The organism is Ensifer sp. CCNWLY38 (assembly GCF_037120565.1).
GTDB classification, from domain to species: domain Bacteria; phylum Pseudomonadota; class Alphaproteobacteria; order Rhizobiales; family Rhizobiaceae; genus Ensifer; species Ensifer adhaerens_H.
In genome coordinates, this window is the sequence record NZ_JBBBBO010000005.1 from 392834 (window position 1) to 410214 (window position 17381).

Consider the following 17381-nt stretch of genomic DNA (forward strand, 5'->3'; position numbering starts at 1 on the left):
CGCCCGATTCCTTCTCAAGATAATTCCGTGTGTACCCGGTTGGGATCGCGCGGATTATGGCCAAAATGCATGTCAGCAAAAAGATGGAAAACTGCCGATTAGTGAGATAAAATCGACAGATTGATAAGCATCATGTTACAAAGTGACAGGCAATGGATGATCTCGATCAGGCACTCATCAGCGCCTTGCGCCAGAATGCGCGCATCCCCGTTTCAACGCTATCGGAAATGACAGGCGTATCGCGCGCAACCGTTGCTGCCCGTATCGACAGGCTCGTCGCCAACGGCACGATCGCCGCCTTTACCATCCGAACGGGCGCGGAAATCCCGGCTTCGGGGGTCCGCGCCGTGGTGATGATCGAGGTGCATGGAAAGATGGCCGACCGCGTTGCCGAGCAATTGCGCGGCCTGCCGCAGGTCCGCGCGCTGCACAGCACCAATGGCCGCTGGGACTTCATCGCCGAGCTGCAGGACCGCGATCTCGTCTCCTTCGACGAGACGCTGCGGCGCATCCGCCTGATCGACGGCATCACCGTTACCGAGACGAATATCCTGTTGAAAACCAGCAAGATGACCGGTGCTTTCTGAGCATTTTTCGCCTCCAAACCGGTGAGGAAATCGCGTCTCGGAGTCGAATTGTTCTTGCTTTGTTCTAAGGTTTCGCTATGATGTGCGCCTCACCCAAGATGGAGGATGTCATGGTTGCCAATGGCGGCAGGCTTGCCGATCGGCAGATCTGTGTGAAGCTGTTTGTCAGGCATGGCGACGAGGATCGCGCCATCGCCTTTTATCGCGAGGCGCTCGGCGCCGAGCTTTTGCAGCGGCATGAATGGCCGAGCGGCATTCTGACGAGTGCGGATCTGAGGATCGGGGAATCGGTCTTCCGGATTGCCGGGGCCAACCCGCGCCGCGATGCGGAGCCCAAGCTTGGGGGACCGCGCTCTCCGCATGCGCTGGGCACGACGGCGGTGATCCTGGAACTGCATGTTCGCGATGTCGACCGTGTCATCGGCCGGGCGATTGGTGCCGGGGCCAGCCTCCGGAACCCGGCCGAGACGCTGTCGACGGGCGACCGTGTCGGCGCCTTCATCGATCCTTTCGGCCATATCTGGGCGCTGTTCAATGCCATTGAGGATGCCGAAATCGTCGATCTGAACATCGAGGCCCGCAACGCCGCCTGAGGCGTTGCGGGCCTCTCGCTGTATGGCCGTGCACTTTGGCGGGATATGTTGCCCGCCGCGTGGCAATCAGAAGAACTCGTCGAGCAGGCAGTAGAAGTCGCGCTTTTCCGGATCGTCCCTGTCGATGCCATAGCGCGCCAGAAACGGCTGCACCCATTCCTCGCCGAGACTGTGGGCGATGCTGTGACAGGCAAGCGCGATGTCCTGATAGAGATCGGCGACGCCCAGCCGGCTGCAGTCGATGAAACCGGAGAATCGGCCATTCCTCTCGATTATGTTCGGCAGGCAGGCGTCACCGTGGGTAACGACGAGCTTGCCGGTCGAAGGTACGCGGGCTTGCAACTCCGCAAAGAGATCTGCCGCCGTGCGGCCGAGTCGCGCTTCGTCGAAATCGTCCTCATCGATAAGGCCGGCTTCGGTGCGCGCTCTCGCGATGGCGATGCGCTTTTCGATCCGGTGATCGAAAGGACAGTCGGCGACGTCCAGCCCATGCAAGCATTTCAGGGCGTCCGCCAAGATGACGATCCGGTCCTTGGGCGACAGGTTCGTGGAGGCGAGGTCCGTGCCCTCGACAGCCTGCAGCAGCAGCCAGTTCGTTTCCGCGCCGAAGGCGCGGGCGATCATTCGCGGGCAGGGCATGCCCTGAGACGCCAGCCAATCAAGTCGCTCCCCCTCGTCGACGAATTCGCTGAAGGGGCCGGCAGCCTCGACTTTCAGCACCAGCATCGGGCGATCCGGCGCCTTCAATAGAAAGATGCTCGAGTCCGACTGTCCGAGCAGGTCCCGGTTCCATTGATAGCCGGCGACGAGGGAAAGGAATTCGTGGGGTAATTCCGGATTAGGAAAATGAGACGACAAGATAACCACCTGAAAAAACGACTGAAACAAATAGGGCCGCGATCACGGCCAGATGCCGATGTAGGTTTGGGAAAGTGGCAATTCCACGGACCGGCAGATAAGTTTACGCTGAAGAAATCAGGCCTGCGGATCGCGATCGATCCGCGGGCTTTTTCAATCCGTCAGCCGGGCAGGGCGTGCTTTTGCGCCGGCTGCCGCTCAATATTCCTTTTCGAAGAAGATACCGCCCGCTGCCGAGCCGTCGCCCGCTGCCGACCCCTTGAGCTTCACGCCCTTGCCGACATCGAGGTTGATAACCGCCTTGCTAGAGGCGGAATCGGAGCCCTGCTGCAGCTCGATATAGGTCCGGTCGTTGAGATACTTGCCGGCGCGCACGGAGGCGCCGCCGTTCTCGTCGGTGGTGACGTCGAGGTCGTCGACGCCGAGCTTGTTGCGCAGGCCGTCGAGCAGCGATGTCGAACCGCCGCCGGCCAGCTGGCTGACGGCGGAGGCGAGCTGGGCGATCTGGAAGGCCGAGAGGTTCGACAGCGACCGGTTGAAGATGAGCTGCGCCAGGATCTCGTCCTGTGGCAGCGCCGGCGACGAGGAGAAGGCGATCTGCGGATTGTTGGCGAGGCCCGCGACCGAGACGGTGATGGTCGTCGAGCCGACGCTGGAGGTCGCCTTGAGGTCGAGCGTCGGGATGAGATCGCCGCCGAAGCCGATATTGCCATCGGTGAAGGTCAGGCGCTTGCCGAGGATTTCGAGGCGCCCGCGGCGCATTTCGAAGCCGCCGGAAACGATCGGCTGCACGGCCGTGCCGCGGATCGTCAGGTTGCCGCCGAGTTCGGCGTCGATCCCGCGGCCGCGCACGAAGACCTGGTTGGCGGTAACTGCCAGATCGAAGGCGATGCCGCCACTGGCATTGGCGCCGGCGGCAGGCGCCACGTCCTTGCGCAGGTCCTTGACCATCTTCTGCACCTTGGGCGGAGCATTCTTGTGCTTGATGTCGATCGCCGAAAGCGACGTCGGCAGCTTCTCGGGAATGGTGATCGACGCCTTGCGGATCGTCACCTTGCCGCCGAGCGTCGGGGTCGCGACCAGCGGGCCGGTCAGCGTCATTTCGCCATTGAGATTGGCGTTGAACAGCGTGCCATCGACATAGGTGGCATTGTTCAGGCGGATCGTCAGGTTGGCCGGGAAGCCGGAACCGGGGACCGTGCCGACGGTGCCGGTCGCCTCGATCGAGCCGCCTGTCGCGAGATTGGCCGAGAGCCTGGAGATCGTCGCCTGCTTGCCGTCCAGCGCGACATTGGCGGTCAGATCGTTCAGTGCCAGGTTGCGGCGCACGTCGACGAGCCGCCCGCCGGATGTCGTAACGGTACCCGCGATCTGCGGCGCCTTGGCGGAGCCGGAAATCGCGAGGTCGATGCCCGCCTGGCCCGTCAGCGTGAAGCCTTTTTCCGCCATCAGGTTGGCAATGAGGGCAAAGGGCAGGTTGCCGTTGAATTTCATCGCGATCGGCATGTTGCCGCCGATGTCGACATTGCCGCCGCCCTTGAAGGAAAGGCCGCCGGCGCCCGAAAGCGTCGTGTCGAGCGTTACCTTGTTGTTGGCGAACTTGCCGTTGGCGGCGATGTCGAAGGCGGCGACCCCGGCCGTGCGTGCTGCGGCGAGCGAGGCGCCAGACCATTTGAGGTTGTACGCGACGACAGGTGCGGACGCTGCGCCAGCGACGTCGACGGTGCCGGCAATCGTGCCCTCGGCGCCGAGGTCCGGGGCGAAGGCGTTGACCAGCGCCGCGGGCAGAGCGTTGAGCTTGGCGGTGATGCCGAGTTTTTCGCCGGCCGTTCCGTTGACTGCGATGGTGCCCTTCGATGCCTGGATCGTCAGCGCGTTGAGGCGGACGGTGCCGTTTTCGATGGCGATCACGGTCGGCTGCGCGAGCTTCAGCGGGATGCCCTTTGGCGTCGCGCCGAACGAGGCGAGGCGAATTTCCGTGCGTCCCTTCGCACTCGTGAGATCGCCCTTGGCCGTGAGCGGGCCACCATCATATTTGCCGCCGATCGAAAAGCCGGTGCGTCCTGCCTGCTGCTGGAAATCGACGGCGAGACCGGCAACGCGGTTGGCGCCTTGAGCGATGGTCTCGGCCCGCACGCTGCCCTTGATGGCGAGGGCCGCGACATCGGAGATCGTGATATCGGCGGTCGGTTTGGCAATCGTCAGGGCATCACGCTTGATGCCGCTGCCGCCGGCCTTGACGACGACGGAGGTGATGCCGTTTGTGGTCTTGATCGCGGCCGATCCGTTGAGATCGCCCGAGGCTTTCTGCCCGGCCATGGCGGCAAGCAGGCCGAGATCGGGCAGGTTGAAATCGATCTTGCCGTCCGGCTTGAAGTCCGGGGTGAAACTGATCGCACCGGTCAGCTTGTTTTCGCCGATCCTGGCTTCAAGCACGGGGATTGCGGTGCGTCCGTCCTTGGAGACGACGTCGGCCTTGACGTCGATCGCCTGGCCGTCAAGCGCACCGGTCGCAGTCAGGCTCGCCTGCGGGCTCGAGGGGTTTGCCTTCGCGTCGGCCTTGACCGTGAGGTCACTGAGGGTGCGTCCGGCGAGCGTGGCGCCGCTCGAGGTCAGTTCGGCCTTGATGCCGAGTTCGGCAAGCGGGCCGGTCACGGCTGCGGTGAATTCAGCCTCGCCCTTGGCGTCAGCCAGAAGCTTGCCGAGATTGGGCAGCTTTCCCTTGAGATCGGTCGTTAGCTGTCCCTGAGCCAAGGCGACAGTGCCGGCAGCCTCGATCGTGCTCGATTTGAGCTCGAGGCCCTCGACGGTCACGCTGCCGTCGGTCGCCGTCTTAATTTCGCCAGCAAGCGCGATGGTGCCGTCGAACTTCGCCGCGGCGGCCGGCGGCAGCGCGCCCGGAACGGCAAACAGCTTGAATGCGACGGCGAGCGTGTTCTCGTCACGATAGAAGGCGCCGGTGACCGACCCGCCGACCCCGGGGCTTTCGATCGTCACCGGATTAAAGGCGATGTTTTCCTTTGTCACCGAGAGGGTAGCGTCCACCTTCATCGGCGCCTGCACCAGCCGGGCGAGATTGGCGTCGTTGAAGCCGGCTTCGCCCACTTCGAGCACCGTCTTCACCGGACCGGACTGGGCCTGGAGATTGAACCCGTCACTGCGCGCCGAAAGCTTGACGGAACCGAGCGCAACATCCGGCAGCGTGACCGAGGCGACGTCCGCGGCGAGATCGAGGATTGCGGCTTGCGCATCGCCGATCAGCGACAGGTTGACGGCGTTAATCCTTGCCTGGGCCTCGCCCTTCTGCAGCGGCCAGCGGAAGTCGATCGCGCCGTTGGTGCCGGCAAGCCGGGCCTGCAGATTGTTGTCGCCATTGCTGTCGAAGGTGCCGAAGGCGCCAAAGGTGAGCGCGCCGGTCGCGATCTGCCCCTTGTCGACGCGCACCATGCCCTGGTCGTTGAACGCGGCTGCGATGTCGATGCTGGTCTCGCCCTCGAACATCGGGCGCAGTGCCGGCGGCATCAGCGAACCGAAGCCGCCGCCGCCCGTGACGGTGAGCCGATGCATGCCGTCGGGTGTCTGGACGTGGCGACCTTCGAGCTTGAGGATCTCGCTGCCGTCGAGCGCGGCCGTGGCAGCGCCGGCCCAGTCGGAAAGAGGACCTTCGCCGGTCAGCTTGATGTTGACCGCGGGCTCGTTGGGCAGGCGAAGGAGTTTCGCGAGCACGCCGTTGTTGGGCTCGTCGACGGTTGCCTCCAGCTTCAGCTCGTTGCCCGCCGGATTGAAGACGATATCGGCGACGGCGCGCGCTTCCGGCCGGTCACGCTGGGCGGCGGTCAGGCCGAGGGCGATGCTCTCGTTGGTCGCATTGATCTTACCGCTGGCGGTCAGGAACTGATCTTCGCCGGCGATTGCCTTGCCGATGACGATCTCCTTGAGATCGATCGCGTCGATCTTGACGTCGACGGGAAGCGCGAAGGTCGAGCGCACTTCCTTGGTCTCGGTCGAGGGGATCGGCAGGCGTTCGACACGCACCGAGCCGGCGGAGATCGCCGCGGCGTCGAAGCGGAAGGAGAGCAACGCTGCGGGCGACCAGTCGAGCTTGAGGTCGCGCACCTCGGCATAGACGCCTTCGCCGTCGAAGAGCGTGATGCTTCCGGCCGTAAACTCCCCGGTTAGCAGCGCGCTCGGATCGGCGATCCGCACGATCTGGTCCGGCGTTGCCGCATACTTTTCGATTGCCCAGGCAACGAGGCGGGCGCCGGGTGTCGTGAAGCCCACGAAGGCGACGAGAAGGAGGGCAGCGACCGCGATCACGCTAAGCAGATAGAAGCCATAGCGCAGCGTCGCGCGAAGGAAGCGGACGACCTGATTCATGATCTACCCATAACGCAAGTTGCGCGGCAGCGGAATCGCCGCAGGGAGAAACTATCGCGCAATGACGGCAATTTGCCGGTTCTTGCTGGAGAAACGGCCCTCCTCAGAACGATTGGCCGATACCGGCATAGATGCCGTACTTGGTGCCACCGGGATATTTGTTGAGCGGCACGGCGAAGTCGAGACGGATGGGGCCGAAGGGCGTGGCATAACGCAGGCCGATGCCGGCGCCGGCGCGAATGTCGGAGAAATCGGGCGTCGTTTTCGCCGACACTGTGCCGACATCGATAAACGGCACCACGCCGATCGTGTCGGTGACCGCGATGCGGGCTTCGAGCGAGGCGTTGACATAGGAGCGCCCGCCGGTCTCCTCGTTGTCGGCGTTGCGCGGGCCGATCTCTTGGTAGGAGTAGCCGCGCACGGAACCGCCACCGCCAAGATAGAAGCGACGGTTTGCCGGGATATCCTCAAGCCCGCTGCCGCCGACGAGCATGCCGGCGCCGACCTTGCCGGCGAGAACGAAACGCTTCTCGTCGCCGAGCGCATGGTAGCCGGATGCCGACGCTTCGAAGGACGAGAAGAAGGTCTGGCCTTTGATCTCGTAGCTCGGCTTGGCATTGATCATCGCCCGGTAGCCGTCGGTCGCGTTCAGCTTGTCGTCGCGCGTGTCGCGCACATATTCGAGCGGAATGGCGGCGGTCAGGTAGGAATTCGAGCCGAAGGCGTCGTCGATGTTGGCCCAGCTCAGCTCGCCGCCACCGGAGACGGTGTCGGTCGGCGAAAGTTCGAATGTCGCGCCGGCAGCACCCGTCAGGATCTTGGCGCGGTAGGCGTCCGGATCCTGGATGTTGGCCTTGACGCTGGCGGTAAAGGTCGATGCGGGGCCGAAGGCGCCGGGCTTGGCGAAGAGGATGCCGACCGAATAGTCGAGCCTGTCCAGTTCCTTCGTCTCGCCGATGCGGTCGATCGAGCCTTCAATGCGCAGCGATTCCGCCCGCCCGAAGAGATTGCGGTGTCCCCAATAGCCCGAGAGCCCCAGACCATCGGTGGTCGAAACCTGGGCACCGAAGCCGAAATATTTATGCTTGCCTTCGGAGACCTCGATCTTCATCGGGATCGATCCGTCGGGCGACAGCGTGTTGGCTTCCTTGATCGTCACGCTTGAGAACACGCCGAGCTGGCGCAGGCGCTCGGAGGCCTTGCGGATATCCTCGGGCGAATAGGGTCGCCCTTCGTTGAGGCGCGAATAGTCGCGCACGAAAGCGGGATCGACGGTCTTGGTTCCCGATACGCTGACATCGCCGACAGGCGCGACCGGCCCACCGCTTGCGCCGATGACGACGTCGACGGTGGAATTGGCGTGGTTGGCGACGGCGCTGCGTTCCGTGAGTTTGGCGAGCGGCCGGCCCTGCTCGCGCAGGTCGTTCACGACCTTTTCGCCAGCCTTGATGATCAGGGTCGAATCGGCGCGTGCGCCGGCAGGCAGGCCATAGTTATCAGCATTGAAGCCGGCCGCATCACCTTCGAACGTGACGGAACCGACCGTAAAGACAGGGCCGGGCGTGACGGTGACGGTTACCGGGATCGCTTGCCCATCGGGGAAGGCGGGATCCGGTGGCAGGCTGTCGATGTCCTGGCCGTCGACGCGAATGGCCACGGTGCCGCCGTAGCGGGCCTTTTCATAAAGCGCGGCGAGCAGCCGGTCGCGATCGTCGCGGGCGCGGATGGCAAGACCGAGATCGCCGGAGACCGGCTTTTCCTGGCCCTGGACGAGCTGGGAGCTGTTTTCCAGCGCTTCCTTCAGTTCCTTGTCTTCGGTGCCGGCGTCGAAGGTGAGGGTGTAGTTGACCGGATCGATGACCGACGCTTCCTCTTCGTCGCTCTCGAAGAACTTCATGCCGAAGAGCTTGAAGGCATGGGCGCTTTTCGCGGAAATCGGGCCGAGCGCAAACGAGAAGGCGACTGCAAGCGCAGTTGCGGCCTTCCAGTACGCAATACTCGACCGTGGTGGGGACATTCGCTTCCGCATCCCGTCTTCAGGCGACCCAATACAAACTGCCTGCATATGCGGCCGGGTCACTATCGCATGCCTAAGGTTTTCCATCTGTTAACGATGACAGCCGGCTGCATCCACCCCTGATGCCGATTTTCGGTGCCGATTTCCTGGAAAAAGCTCCGAAATGTTGTCGACGCAGCACAACCATAGGCTCCGGACGGGCGGTTGCCAGCCAGCCGCGCCGGCGTTTTGCAGGGCGCTTGACTGGCCTTGCCTACGGTTCGCCGGGCCTATGCGGCTTCCGGCAGTGCGCGCAACTGCGGCACGCGAGAGGCTATGATGACGAGAAACTGGACCAGGAAACCCGTTGCGGCAACCGCCAGGCATGCCCCGACGCCGAAACGCGTGGCGACGGCGGCACCCAGCGCTGCGCCGATCGGCCGCGCGCCGAACGTGGCCGTGGTGATGAAGGCGGAAACCCGGCCCAGCATCGCATTCGGCGTGACGGCCTGGCGCAAGGTGAGGGTGGCGATCGACCAGAGCACAGGCCCTGCGCCAAAGAGGAAGAAGCTCAAGCCGGCAAGAACGCCGGATGGCATCCAGATCGTCGAGAGCATCACGGCGGCGGCTGCCAACCCGTCGAGCGGACCAAGCGCAATCATCACGCCGAAGGGGACACGGCGCGCAATGGCGGGCGCGGCGAATGCGCCGATCATCATGCCGGCGCCATAGATGCCGAGCGTGATGCCGACGCCTGTCGCCGTCAGGCCGAGGGTTTGAATGGCATAAGCGACATAGACCGCCTGCAGCACGAACCATGCCGTGTTGAAGACGACGGCAGTCACGAGAATGGGCCTGAGCAGCGAATGGCCGGCAAGGAACCGTGCGCCTTCGACCAGATCCTGTAGAAGTTTGCGTTTTGCCGCGGCGGGTTGGTGCTGCTCGCTAACGCCGGCAAGCAGGATGACCGAGAGAAGAGACAGGCATGTGGCAGCGACATAGGCCACGGATGCGCCCGTCCATGCGACGATCGCGCCGCCGATCGCCGGCCCGCCCGAATAGGCAAGGCTGCGGGCGAGCTCCAGCCAACGATTTGCGTCGGCCAGTTGGGCGCGGGGAACGATCGCCGGGATAAGGGCAGGGGCAGCGACATTGTAGCAAACGGTGCCGATGGCGCCGACGAAACCCATCACGGCCAGAAGCGGCAGGGTCAACAGGCCGCTGACCATCAGAAGCAGCGTGGCGACCAGCGACAGCGCGCGCAGCATTTCCGAGGAGACCATCAGCCTCAGTCGCGAGGCGCGATCGGCGACGAGCCCGGCCGGAATGGCGAGTAGGAGAAACGGAAGTGTCTGGGCCATCTGCAGCCATCCGGTTTCCGCCGGACCGGCTGCGAGCAGAAGCACCGCGGCGAGCGGAGCGGCAGCCAGCGCCATCTGCTCCGAGAATTGCGCAAAAAGATTGGACCAGCCGATCCGCTTGAAGGCTGGGGGCAATGGATTGCCGGGTAATTTCGACATGTGACGGCCTCGATGGATGATACTTCGAGGCAGCAGACGGATTTGCGCGGCCGATAACCACCCGGTTTGCGCGCGTCGGATCATTTCTTGGGGGTATGCCTAGCTTCGCCGCGCGCCCGGAACGAAAAACCCCCTCAGGCTTTGCGCCATAAGGGGGTAATTGGATCCTACGGAGAGCTTGCGTTACGCCGAAGGATGACCGTCTTCGCTACGCCTTAGCGCGGGCAGGAGTCGATGTAACGGCGGCCATAGCGGTCGCGGTAGTAGCACTGGCCAGGCTGCTCGGTGACGTTGCCGATGACTGCGCCGGAAACGCCGCCGATGGCCGCACCGACCGCTGCGCCACGGACGTCGCCGGTGACAGCGCCGCCGATGATCGCGCCGGAAACGGCACCGATGCCGGCGCCTTTTTCCGTCTGGGTGCAGCTTGCGACCGACAGGGCGACCAGCACAAGTGCGATGGCTTTCTTCATATTGTTCTCTCCGATCTCTACGGATCTTAAGCCTAGCGCTCAGTCCGTCCCGTGGATGATGGCGAAGCCGGGAACATCCCGCTCCACCTGAACTTGCAGTTCGGAAAATACGCGGTCCCTATTGAAAGTCTACGGGGGACCTGCGGCTTCTTCCGGCGCGCAAGATAATGATATCGTTCCTGAACGGGACATGAAGGCTCAGTTCCGCGAGATACAACCCGCGTGGAAAAATATTGTCGTCCGGCGGGCGGTAGCGGTTGCGGCATTCCAAAAAAAGACAAATGATACAAACAAGCCTGCGACATCCGGAGGAGCGGATCCGTGGGCGACGGGCATCGATATCAGTTGGCGCGTACCCTAGTCGCGTGAACCATCTCACCCGACTTTTCGGCCGCGCTCGTGTTGGCATTGACCGACCCCGGAGGAGCGAAATGGCGAAAGTAACAATGACGGTCAACGGCCGTCAGGTGAGCGGTCATTGCGACGACCGCACCTTGCTGGTGCAATTCATACGCGAAAATCTCGGACTGACGGGTACCCATGTCGGCTGCGACACGTCGCAGTGCGGCGCCTGCGTCATCCATATGGACGGAAAATCGGTCAAGAGCTGTTCCATCCTCGCCGCACAGGCGGCCGGATCCACGATCACCACCATCGAAGGGTTGGCGGCGGACGGCGAACTCCATCCGGTGCAGGCGGCGTTCAAGGCCAATCACGGCCTGCAATGCGGCTTCTGCACGCCCGGCATGGTGATGACGGCCGTCGACATGATCCGCAGGCACCAGGGCCAACTGGACGAGGCGACGGTGCGCGCCGAGCTCGAAGGCAACATCTGTCGCTGCACCGGCTACCACAATATCGTCAAGGCGATCCTCGCCGCTGCCGCCGAGATGAGCGGCGCCCGCGTGGCCGCAGAATAGCGTTAGATTTGGGGGCGGGACCTCGCCCCGAAGGCATGTCATCGAAGGACTGTCGCTGGATATCTCGGGAGGAGATAGGCAATGGGCGTTGAAGGCATCGGCGCGCGGGTGGCGCGCAAGGAAGACAAGCGGTTCCTGACCGGAAAGGGCCGCTATACGGACGACATGTCCGTGCCGGGCATGAAGTATGCAGTGTTCGTGCGCAGCCCGCATGCGCACGCGAAGATTCTGAAGGTGGATGTGTCTGCGGCCAAGGGCATGCCTGGAGTCATCGACGTGCTCGACGGCAAGCAGATTCTCGCCGATGGCATCGGCAACCTGATCTGCGGCTGGATGATCCACTCCAAGGATGGAACGCCGATGAAGATGGGCGCCTGGCGGCCGCTCGCGCATGAGTCTGTGCGCTATGTCGGTGACGCCGTGGCGATCGTGGTTGCCGACAGCGTGGCCGAGGCGCGTGACGCGGCAGAGGCCGTCGTCGTCGACTACCAGGAACTTCCCGTCGTGATCGATGCGTCGAAAGCGCTTGAGGCGGGGCAGCCACAGCTTCATCCGGAAGCGCCCGGTAACCTGATCTTCGACTGGCAGATCGGCGACGAATCGGAGACCGACAAGGCGATCGCAACCGCTGCGCATGTCACCGAGGTCACGATCCACAACAACCGGCTCTCGCCCAATCCGATGGAGCCGCGGGCCGCACTTGGCATCTATGACGCCGGCGACGACCACTACACCTGCTACACCACCAGCCAGAACCCGCATGTGGCGCGGCTGGTGATGAGCGCCTTCTATAATGTCGCGCCGGAAAACAAGCTCAGGGTGATCGCGCCCGATGTCGGCGGTGGCTTCGGCTCGAAGATCTATATCTATCCGGAGGAGATCGTCTGTCTCTGGGCGTCGAAGCGCACCGGCGTGCCGGTCAAATGGACCTCCGACAGAACCGAGGCGTTCCTGACCGACGCGCATGGCCGCGACCATGTGTCGACGGTGAAGATGGCCTTCGATGCGAACAATCGCATCATCGGGCTGAAGGTCGACACGATCGCCAATCTCGGCGCCTATATGTCGCTCTTCTCCTCGGCGGTGCCGACCTATCTCTATGCGACGCTGCTTTCCGGCCAGTACGACATCCCGGCGATCCACGCGAATGTGCGCACGGTCTACACCAACACCGCACCGGTGGATGCCTATCGCGGCGCCGGGCGACCGGAGGCGACCTATCTGCTCGAACGCACCATGGAGACGGCGGCGCGCGAACTCGGGGTCTCGCCGGCGGAACTGAGGCGGGTCAACTTCATCCGCTCCTTCCCGCACCAGACGCCCGTGATCATGAACTATGACGCGGGCGACTACGAAGCGTCGCTGAACGCAGCGATGCAGGCGGCCGACTGGAACGGCTTTGCCGCCCGCAAGGCGGAAGCCGATCGCCGCGGCATGAAGCGCGGCATCGGCATGAGTTGCTACATCGAGGCCTGCGGCATCGCGCCGTCGGCAGCGGTGGGCTCGCTCGGGGCCGGCGTCGGGCTGTGGGAATCGGCCGAGGTGCGGGTCAATGCGGTCGGCACGATCGAAGTGCTGACCGGCTCGCACAGCCACGGCCAGGGCCACGAGACGACCTTTGCCCAGCTTGTCGCCGACCGCTTCGGCGTGCCGATCGACAGCGTCAACATCGTGCATGGCGATACCGACAAGGTGCAGATGGGCATGGGCACCTACGGCTCGCGCTCCGGTGCCGTCGGCATGTCCGCCGTCGTCAAGGCACTCGACAAGGTGGAGGCGAAGGCAAAGAAGATCGCCGCGCATCTGATGGAGGCAGATGAGAGCGACATCGTCATCGAAAATGGCGAGTTGAAGGTTGCCGGCACCGACAAGGCGGTGCCCTGGTTCCAGATGGCGCTTGCCGCCTACACCGCCCACAACCTGCCCGCGGGCATGGAGCCCGGACTGAAGGAAGGGGCTTTCTACGATCCGGCCAACTTCACCTTCCCGGCCGGTTGCTACATCTGCGAGGTGGAGGTCGATCCCGATACGGGGCGGACAAAGATCGTCCAGTTCGTTGCCGCCGACGACTTCGGCAACATCATCAACCCGATGATCGTCGAGGGGCAGGTGCATGGCGGCATCGCCCAGGGCATCGGCCAGGCGCTGCTCGAAGGGGTGCACTACGACCCCTCAGGCCAGCTGCTGACGGCAAGCTACATGGATTACGCCATGCCGCGTGCCGACGATCTGCCGTCGTTCCAGGTCTCGACCTCGAACACGCCGTGCCCGAACAACCCCCTGGGTATCAAGGGCTGTGGCGAGGCCGGTGCGATCGGCTCCCCGCCGGCGCTGATCAACGCCATCACCGACGCCATCGGCAACAACGCGCTTACCATGCCAGCGACACCGCAGAAGGTGTGGGCGGCAGCGCACGCGGCCAAGTGAACGGGAGGACACCCTCATGTACGAGACCCAATATCACCGGGCGTCCTCAGTTCAGGATGCCGTCAAGCAGATGGAAGCGGCCGGCGAAGGCAAGTATGTCTCCGGCGGCATGACGCTGATCCCGACGATGAAGCAGCGGCTGGCGGCACCGAGCGATCTCATTGATCTCCGGCATATCGCCGAGATGCAGGGCATCACGGTCAACGACCGGTCAGTGCGGATCGGCGCGGCCATGACACATTCTGACGTGGCGTCGTCGGCGGCGCTCAAAGCCGTCTGTCCGGCGATCTGCAGCCTTGCCAGCCATATCGGCGACCCGCATGTGCGGCACATGGGCACGATCGGCGGTTCGATTGCCAACAACGACCCGGCGGCCGACTATCCGGCGGCGATGCTGGCGCTCGGCGCGACGATCGTGACCAACAGGCGCGAGATCGCGGCGGATGATTTCTTCACCGGCCTGTTCGAAACGGCGCTGGACGACAGCGAGATCGTCACCGCCATCAGCTTCGATGCGCCTGCCAAGGCCGCCTACCAGAAGTTCGCCAATCCGGCGTCGCGTTACGCGATGACCGGTGTGTTCGTCGCGCGACGAGACGATGGCGACGTCCGGGTGGCCGTAACCGGAGCGGGAGCGAACGGGGTGTTCCGGCATGGCGATATGGAAGCGGCGCTGGTTGCCAACTGGTCGCCGGACGCGCTCAGCAATGTCAGCGTCGATGCCTCGGAGCTGCTCTCCGACATTCACGCCGACGCGGCCTACCGCGCCAATCTGGTGAAGGTCATGGCCAAGCGCGCCGTGGCAGCGGCCTGACCGGCATGCGGTGTCGCCAAACAGCAAAAAAAGGGGGCGGCTTCGGCCGTCCTTTTTTCATCCTTGCTTGACTTCGATCAAGCTTGAAGAGATGAACATGCGCTAAGGCTTTCTTTGGAATGTTTCAAAACTAGGGCGCTCCAGGTTGAAACGGTTTCAGTGAAAGCAGCGAAGATGCTTCGGTCCGAAAATGCTAGATCATTCCGGATGCATTCATTGGACACGCAGCGCTTCAGGGGCCTTTTGCCGCAGTTGGCAGATGCCGAGCATTCCGAGGTTGACCCCAGGTCGCTTTGATTGAAGAAAAGCGACCGGGCACTGGAGAAAATGATGGATTTCGACAATTTCTTTAAGAACGAGCTGGACGGGCTGCATCAGGAAGGCCGCTACCGGGTTTTCGCAGACCTCGCCCGTCATCGCGGCAACTTCCCGAAGGCAGCGCGCCACACGGCTGCGGGCGTTCAGGAAGTCACCGTCTGGTGTTCGAACGACTATCTCGGCATGGGCCAGCATTCCATCGTCACCGAGGCGATGAAGCGCGCCATCGACGAATGCGGCGCCGGCGCCGGCGGTACCCGCAACATCTCCGGTACCAACCACTACCACGTCCTGCTTGAGCGCGAGCTCGCGGACCTGCACGGCAAGGAATCGGCCCTGCTGTTCACCTCGGGCTACGTGTCCAACTGGGCAGCACTCGGCACGCTCTGTTCGAAGATTCCTGGCGTCATCGTCTTCTCGGACGCCGGGAATCACGCTTCGATGATCGAGGGGATCCGTCACTCCAAGTGCGAACGCGTCATCTTCAAGCATAATTCGGTGGCCGACCTCGAATCCAAGCTCGCTGCCGCCGATCCGCGCGCGCCGAAGATCATTGCGTTTGAGTCCGTCTATTCGATGGACGGCGACATCGCGCCGATCAAGGAATTCTGCGACCTCGCCGACAAGTACGGCGCCATGACCTATCTCGACGAAGTGCACGCCGTCGGCATGTACGGCCCCCGTGGCGGCGGCATTGCCGAGCGCGAAGGCCTGATGCATCGCCTGACGGTGATCGAAGGCACGCTCGGCAAGGCCTTCGGCGTCATGGGCGGTTACATCACCGGCTCTGCGGCGCTCTGCGACTTCATCCGCTCGTTTGCCTCCGGCTTCATCTTCACCACGGCGTTGCCGCCGACGCTTGCCGCCGGTGCGCTCGCCTCGATCCGCCACCTGAAGGAAAGCCAGGTCGAACGCTTCGCGCACCAGGAGCGCGTCCGTCGTCTGCGTTCGCTGCTCGACCAGCGTGGCATTCCGCATATGCCGAACCCAAGCCATATCGTGCCGGTCATGGTCGGTGACGCCGCCAAGTGCAAGTGGATCTCGGACCTCTTGCTCGACAATTTCGGCGTCTACGTGCAGCCGATCAACTATCCGACGGTGCCCAAGAAGACCGAGCGCCTGCGCATCACTCCGACGCCGCTGCACTCGGATGCTGACATCGATCACCTCGTCGGCGCGCTGCATTCGCTGTGGTCGCGCTGTGCGCTGGCCCGGGCGGTGGCGTAAGGCCGACCTCGCCGGCGCCTGGTGCACCGGTCGAAAACTCTGAGTTACTGAAGGAGCCCGGCCGCCAGTTGCCGGGCTTTTTCGTCGGCGGCGAAAACATCGCCCATGGTTGCGGCGGCCGGCAGGTCGGCGAGCTTGTCCATGACCTTTTCGACGATGTCCGCCATAGCGAGAAAGCCGGTGCGTCCGGCGATGAAGGCGTCGAGCGCCGTTTCTTTGGCGCCGTTGAGCACCGCCCCTTGCACGCCGCCCTCGACCATCGCCCGGCGCGCCAGCCGGATTGCCGGGAAGCGCACTTCGTCCGGCGCTTCGAAATCGAGGCGTGACAGCTTGGCGAAATCGAGCCGCTCGATCGGCAGGCTGCAGCGGCTCGGATAGGAAAGCGCATAGCCGATGGCGGTGCGCATGTCCGGGCAGCCGAGCTGCGCCAGCACCGATCCGTCGGTATAGCCGACCATCGAGTGGATCACCGACTGCGGATGCACGATCACCTCGACCTGTTCCGGTTTGAGGGCGAAGAGGTGCTTCGCTTCGATCATCTCCAGCGCCTTGTTGAACATCGAGGCGCTGTCGATCGAGATCTTGAGGCCCATCGACCAGTTGGGATGGGCGCGGGCGACATCGGCGGTTACATGCCGCATCTCCTCGAGCGACTTGGTGCGGAAGGGGCCACCAGACGCCGTCAGGATGATGCGCTCGACCGCGTGGCGCTGATGTTCCTCGAGCACCTGGAAGATGGCGTTGTGTTCGCTGTCGACCGGCAGCAGGCGGCCGCCGCCCGTCTTCACCGCGTCGATGAACAGGCTTCCGGCGGAAACCAGGCACTCCTTGTTGGCGAGTGCAATATCGGCGCCGCGGCGGGCGGCTGCCAGCGTGGGAGCGAGGCCGGCATTGCCGACGATCGCCGCCATCACCCAATCGGCGTCGCGTTCGGCTGCCTCGATCAGACCGCTTTTGCCGGCGGCGACGGCAATGCCGGTGCCGGCAAGGGCCGCCTTCAGGTTTTCGTATTGGTTTTCGTTGGCGGTGACGGCGAGTTCTGCGCCAACCTTCACGGCCTGTTCGGCAAGCAGCGGAATGTTGCCGTTGCCGGTGACCGCGACGACGTCGAAGCGCTCGCGACCGCCAAGGCGCTCGATGACGTCGAGCGTGTTGGTGCCGATCGAACCGGTCGATCCGAGGATCGTCAGTCGGCGCTTCGCACTGTCGCGGGATGCCATGCCAATACCCATGTTCTTCTTTTCGGACGGGATGCCCGGCGCAGCCTGCGC

General features: G+C 63.7%; 12 protein-coding genes. 6 read left to right on the forward strand and 6 right to left on the reverse strand.

Annotation, left to right across the window (positions count from 1 at the left end; genetic code table 11):
* Nucleotides 1-152: 152 nt before the first annotated feature.
* Together V7S54_RS13910 and V7S54_RS13915 are read left to right on the forward strand one after the other, a co-directional pair.
* Nucleotides 153-587, forward strand: coding sequence for an Lrp/AsnC family transcriptional regulator (locus V7S54_RS13910; protein WP_043614769.1), 435 nt, complete (start codon nt 153-155; stop codon nt 585-587).
* 110 nt (nt 588-697) lie between these two features.
* The gene (locus V7S54_RS13915) at nt 698-1180 is read left to right on the forward strand and encodes a VOC family protein (RefSeq protein ID WP_057255053.1); all 483 of its coding nucleotides are present in this window, start codon (nt 698-700) and stop codon (nt 1178-1180) included.
* A 66-nt stretch (nt 1181-1246) separates the two neighbouring features.
* Here the strand turns inward: V7S54_RS13915 and V7S54_RS13920 are convergent, their stop codons facing one another.
* The 5 genes from V7S54_RS13920 to V7S54_RS13940 form a co-directional block, all read right to left on the reverse strand.
* Nucleotides 1247-2038 carry an APH(3') family aminoglycoside O-phosphotransferase gene (locus V7S54_RS13920; RefSeq protein WP_083203601.1) on the reverse strand — a complete coding sequence of 264 codons (792 nt, stop codon included), beginning with the start codon at nt 2036-2038 and terminating at the stop codon, nt 1247-1249.
* A gap of 198 nt (nt 2039-2236) precedes the next feature.
* The gene (locus V7S54_RS13925) at nt 2237-6415 is read right to left on the reverse strand and encodes a translocation/assembly module TamB domain-containing protein (RefSeq protein ID WP_065374214.1); all 4179 of its coding nucleotides are present in this window, start codon (nt 6413-6415) and stop codon (nt 2237-2239) included.
* A 103-nt stretch (nt 6416-6518) separates the two neighbouring features.
* Entirely contained in the window at nt 6519-8432 is a 1914-nt protein-coding gene (locus V7S54_RS13930) for an autotransporter assembly complex protein TamA (protein WP_336408441.1), read from the reverse strand.
* A gap of 269 nt (nt 8433-8701) precedes the next feature.
* Nucleotides 8702-9931, reverse strand: coding sequence for an MFS transporter (locus V7S54_RS13935; protein ID WP_065374216.1), 1230 nt, complete (start codon nt 9929-9931; stop codon nt 8702-8704).
* A gap of 215 nt (nt 9932-10146) precedes the next feature.
* Nucleotides 10147-10404 carry a glycine zipper domain-containing protein gene (locus V7S54_RS13940; RefSeq protein ID WP_058321762.1) on the reverse strand — a complete coding sequence of 86 codons (258 nt, stop codon included), beginning with the start codon at nt 10402-10404 and terminating at the stop codon, nt 10147-10149.
* Between the two features lie 431 nt (nt 10405-10835).
* Between V7S54_RS13940 and V7S54_RS13945 the strand changes: the two genes are divergently transcribed.
* The 4 genes from V7S54_RS13945 to hemA all read left to right on the forward strand — a co-directional run bounded on the left by V7S54_RS13945 (nt 10836) and on the right by hemA (nt 16110).
* The gene (locus V7S54_RS13945) at nt 10836-11324 is read left to right on the forward strand and encodes a (2Fe-2S)-binding protein (RefSeq protein ID WP_034802397.1); all 489 of its coding nucleotides are present in this window, start codon (nt 10836-10838) and stop codon (nt 11322-11324) included.
* An 81-nt stretch (nt 11325-11405) separates the two neighbouring features.
* Nucleotides 11406-13751 carry a xanthine dehydrogenase family protein molybdopterin-binding subunit gene (locus V7S54_RS13950; RefSeq protein WP_065374217.1) on the forward strand — a complete coding sequence of 782 codons (2346 nt, stop codon included), beginning with the start codon at nt 11406-11408 and terminating at the stop codon, nt 13749-13751.
* Between the two features lie 16 nt (nt 13752-13767).
* On the forward strand, nt 13768-14565 hold the full coding sequence (locus tag V7S54_RS13955; RefSeq protein ID WP_065374218.1) for an FAD binding domain-containing protein: 798 nt from the start codon (nt 13768-13770) through the stop codon (nt 14563-14565).
* A 330-nt stretch (nt 14566-14895) separates the two neighbouring features.
* Nucleotides 14896-16110 (forward strand): 5-aminolevulinate synthase, encoded by a 1215-nt coding sequence (gene hemA / locus V7S54_RS13960; RefSeq protein WP_065374219.1) that lies wholly within the window; start codon nt 14896-14898, stop codon nt 16108-16110.
* Between the two features lie 44 nt (nt 16111-16154).
* Here hemA and dxr read toward each other — a convergent pair whose 3' ends face one another.
* The gene (dxr, locus tag V7S54_RS13965) at nt 16155-17330 is read right to left on the reverse strand and encodes a 1-deoxy-D-xylulose-5-phosphate reductoisomerase (RefSeq protein WP_065374244.1); all 1176 of its coding nucleotides are present in this window, start codon (nt 17328-17330) and stop codon (nt 16155-16157) included.
* Nucleotides 17331-17381: the final 51 nt, after the last annotated feature.

What these genes read in the sequence shown, in the direction of transcription:
- V7S54_RS13910 (WP_043614769.1), top strand. Translation starts at nt 153, where the DNA reads ATGGATGATCTCGATCAGGCACTCATCAGCGCCTTGCGCCAGAATGCG.
- V7S54_RS13915 (WP_057255053.1), top strand. Translation starts at nt 698, where the DNA reads ATGGTTGCCAATGGCGGCAGGCTTGCCGATCGGCAGATCTGTGTGAAG.
- V7S54_RS13925 (WP_065374214.1), bottom strand. Translation starts at nt 6,415, where the DNA reads ATGAATCAGGTCGTCCGCTTCCTTCGCGCGACGCTGCGCTATGGCTTC.
- V7S54_RS13930 (WP_336408441.1), bottom strand. Translation starts at nt 8,432, where the DNA reads ATGTCCCCACCACGGTCGAGTATTGCGTACTGGAAGGCCGCAACTGCG.
- V7S54_RS13935 (WP_065374216.1), bottom strand. Translation starts at nt 9,931, where the DNA reads ATGTCGAAATTACCCGGCAATCCATTGCCCCCAGCCTTCAAGCGGATC.
- V7S54_RS13940 (WP_058321762.1), bottom strand. Translation starts at nt 10,404, where the DNA reads ATGAAGAAAGCCATCGCACTTGTGCTGGTCGCCCTGTCGGTCGCAAGC.
- V7S54_RS13945 (WP_034802397.1), top strand. Translation starts at nt 10,836, where the DNA reads ATGGCGAAAGTAACAATGACGGTCAACGGCCGTCAGGTGAGCGGTCAT.
- V7S54_RS13950 (WP_065374217.1), top strand. Translation starts at nt 11,406, where the DNA reads ATGGGCGTTGAAGGCATCGGCGCGCGGGTGGCGCGCAAGGAAGACAAG.
- V7S54_RS13955 (WP_065374218.1), top strand. Translation starts at nt 13,768, where the DNA reads ATGTACGAGACCCAATATCACCGGGCGTCCTCAGTTCAGGATGCCGTC.
- hemA (WP_065374219.1), top strand. Translation starts at nt 14,896, where the DNA reads ATGGATTTCGACAATTTCTTTAAGAACGAGCTGGACGGGCTGCATCAG.
- dxr (WP_065374244.1), bottom strand. Translation starts at nt 17,330, where the DNA reads ATGGCATCCCGCGACAGTGCGAAGCGCCGACTGACGATCCTCGGATCG.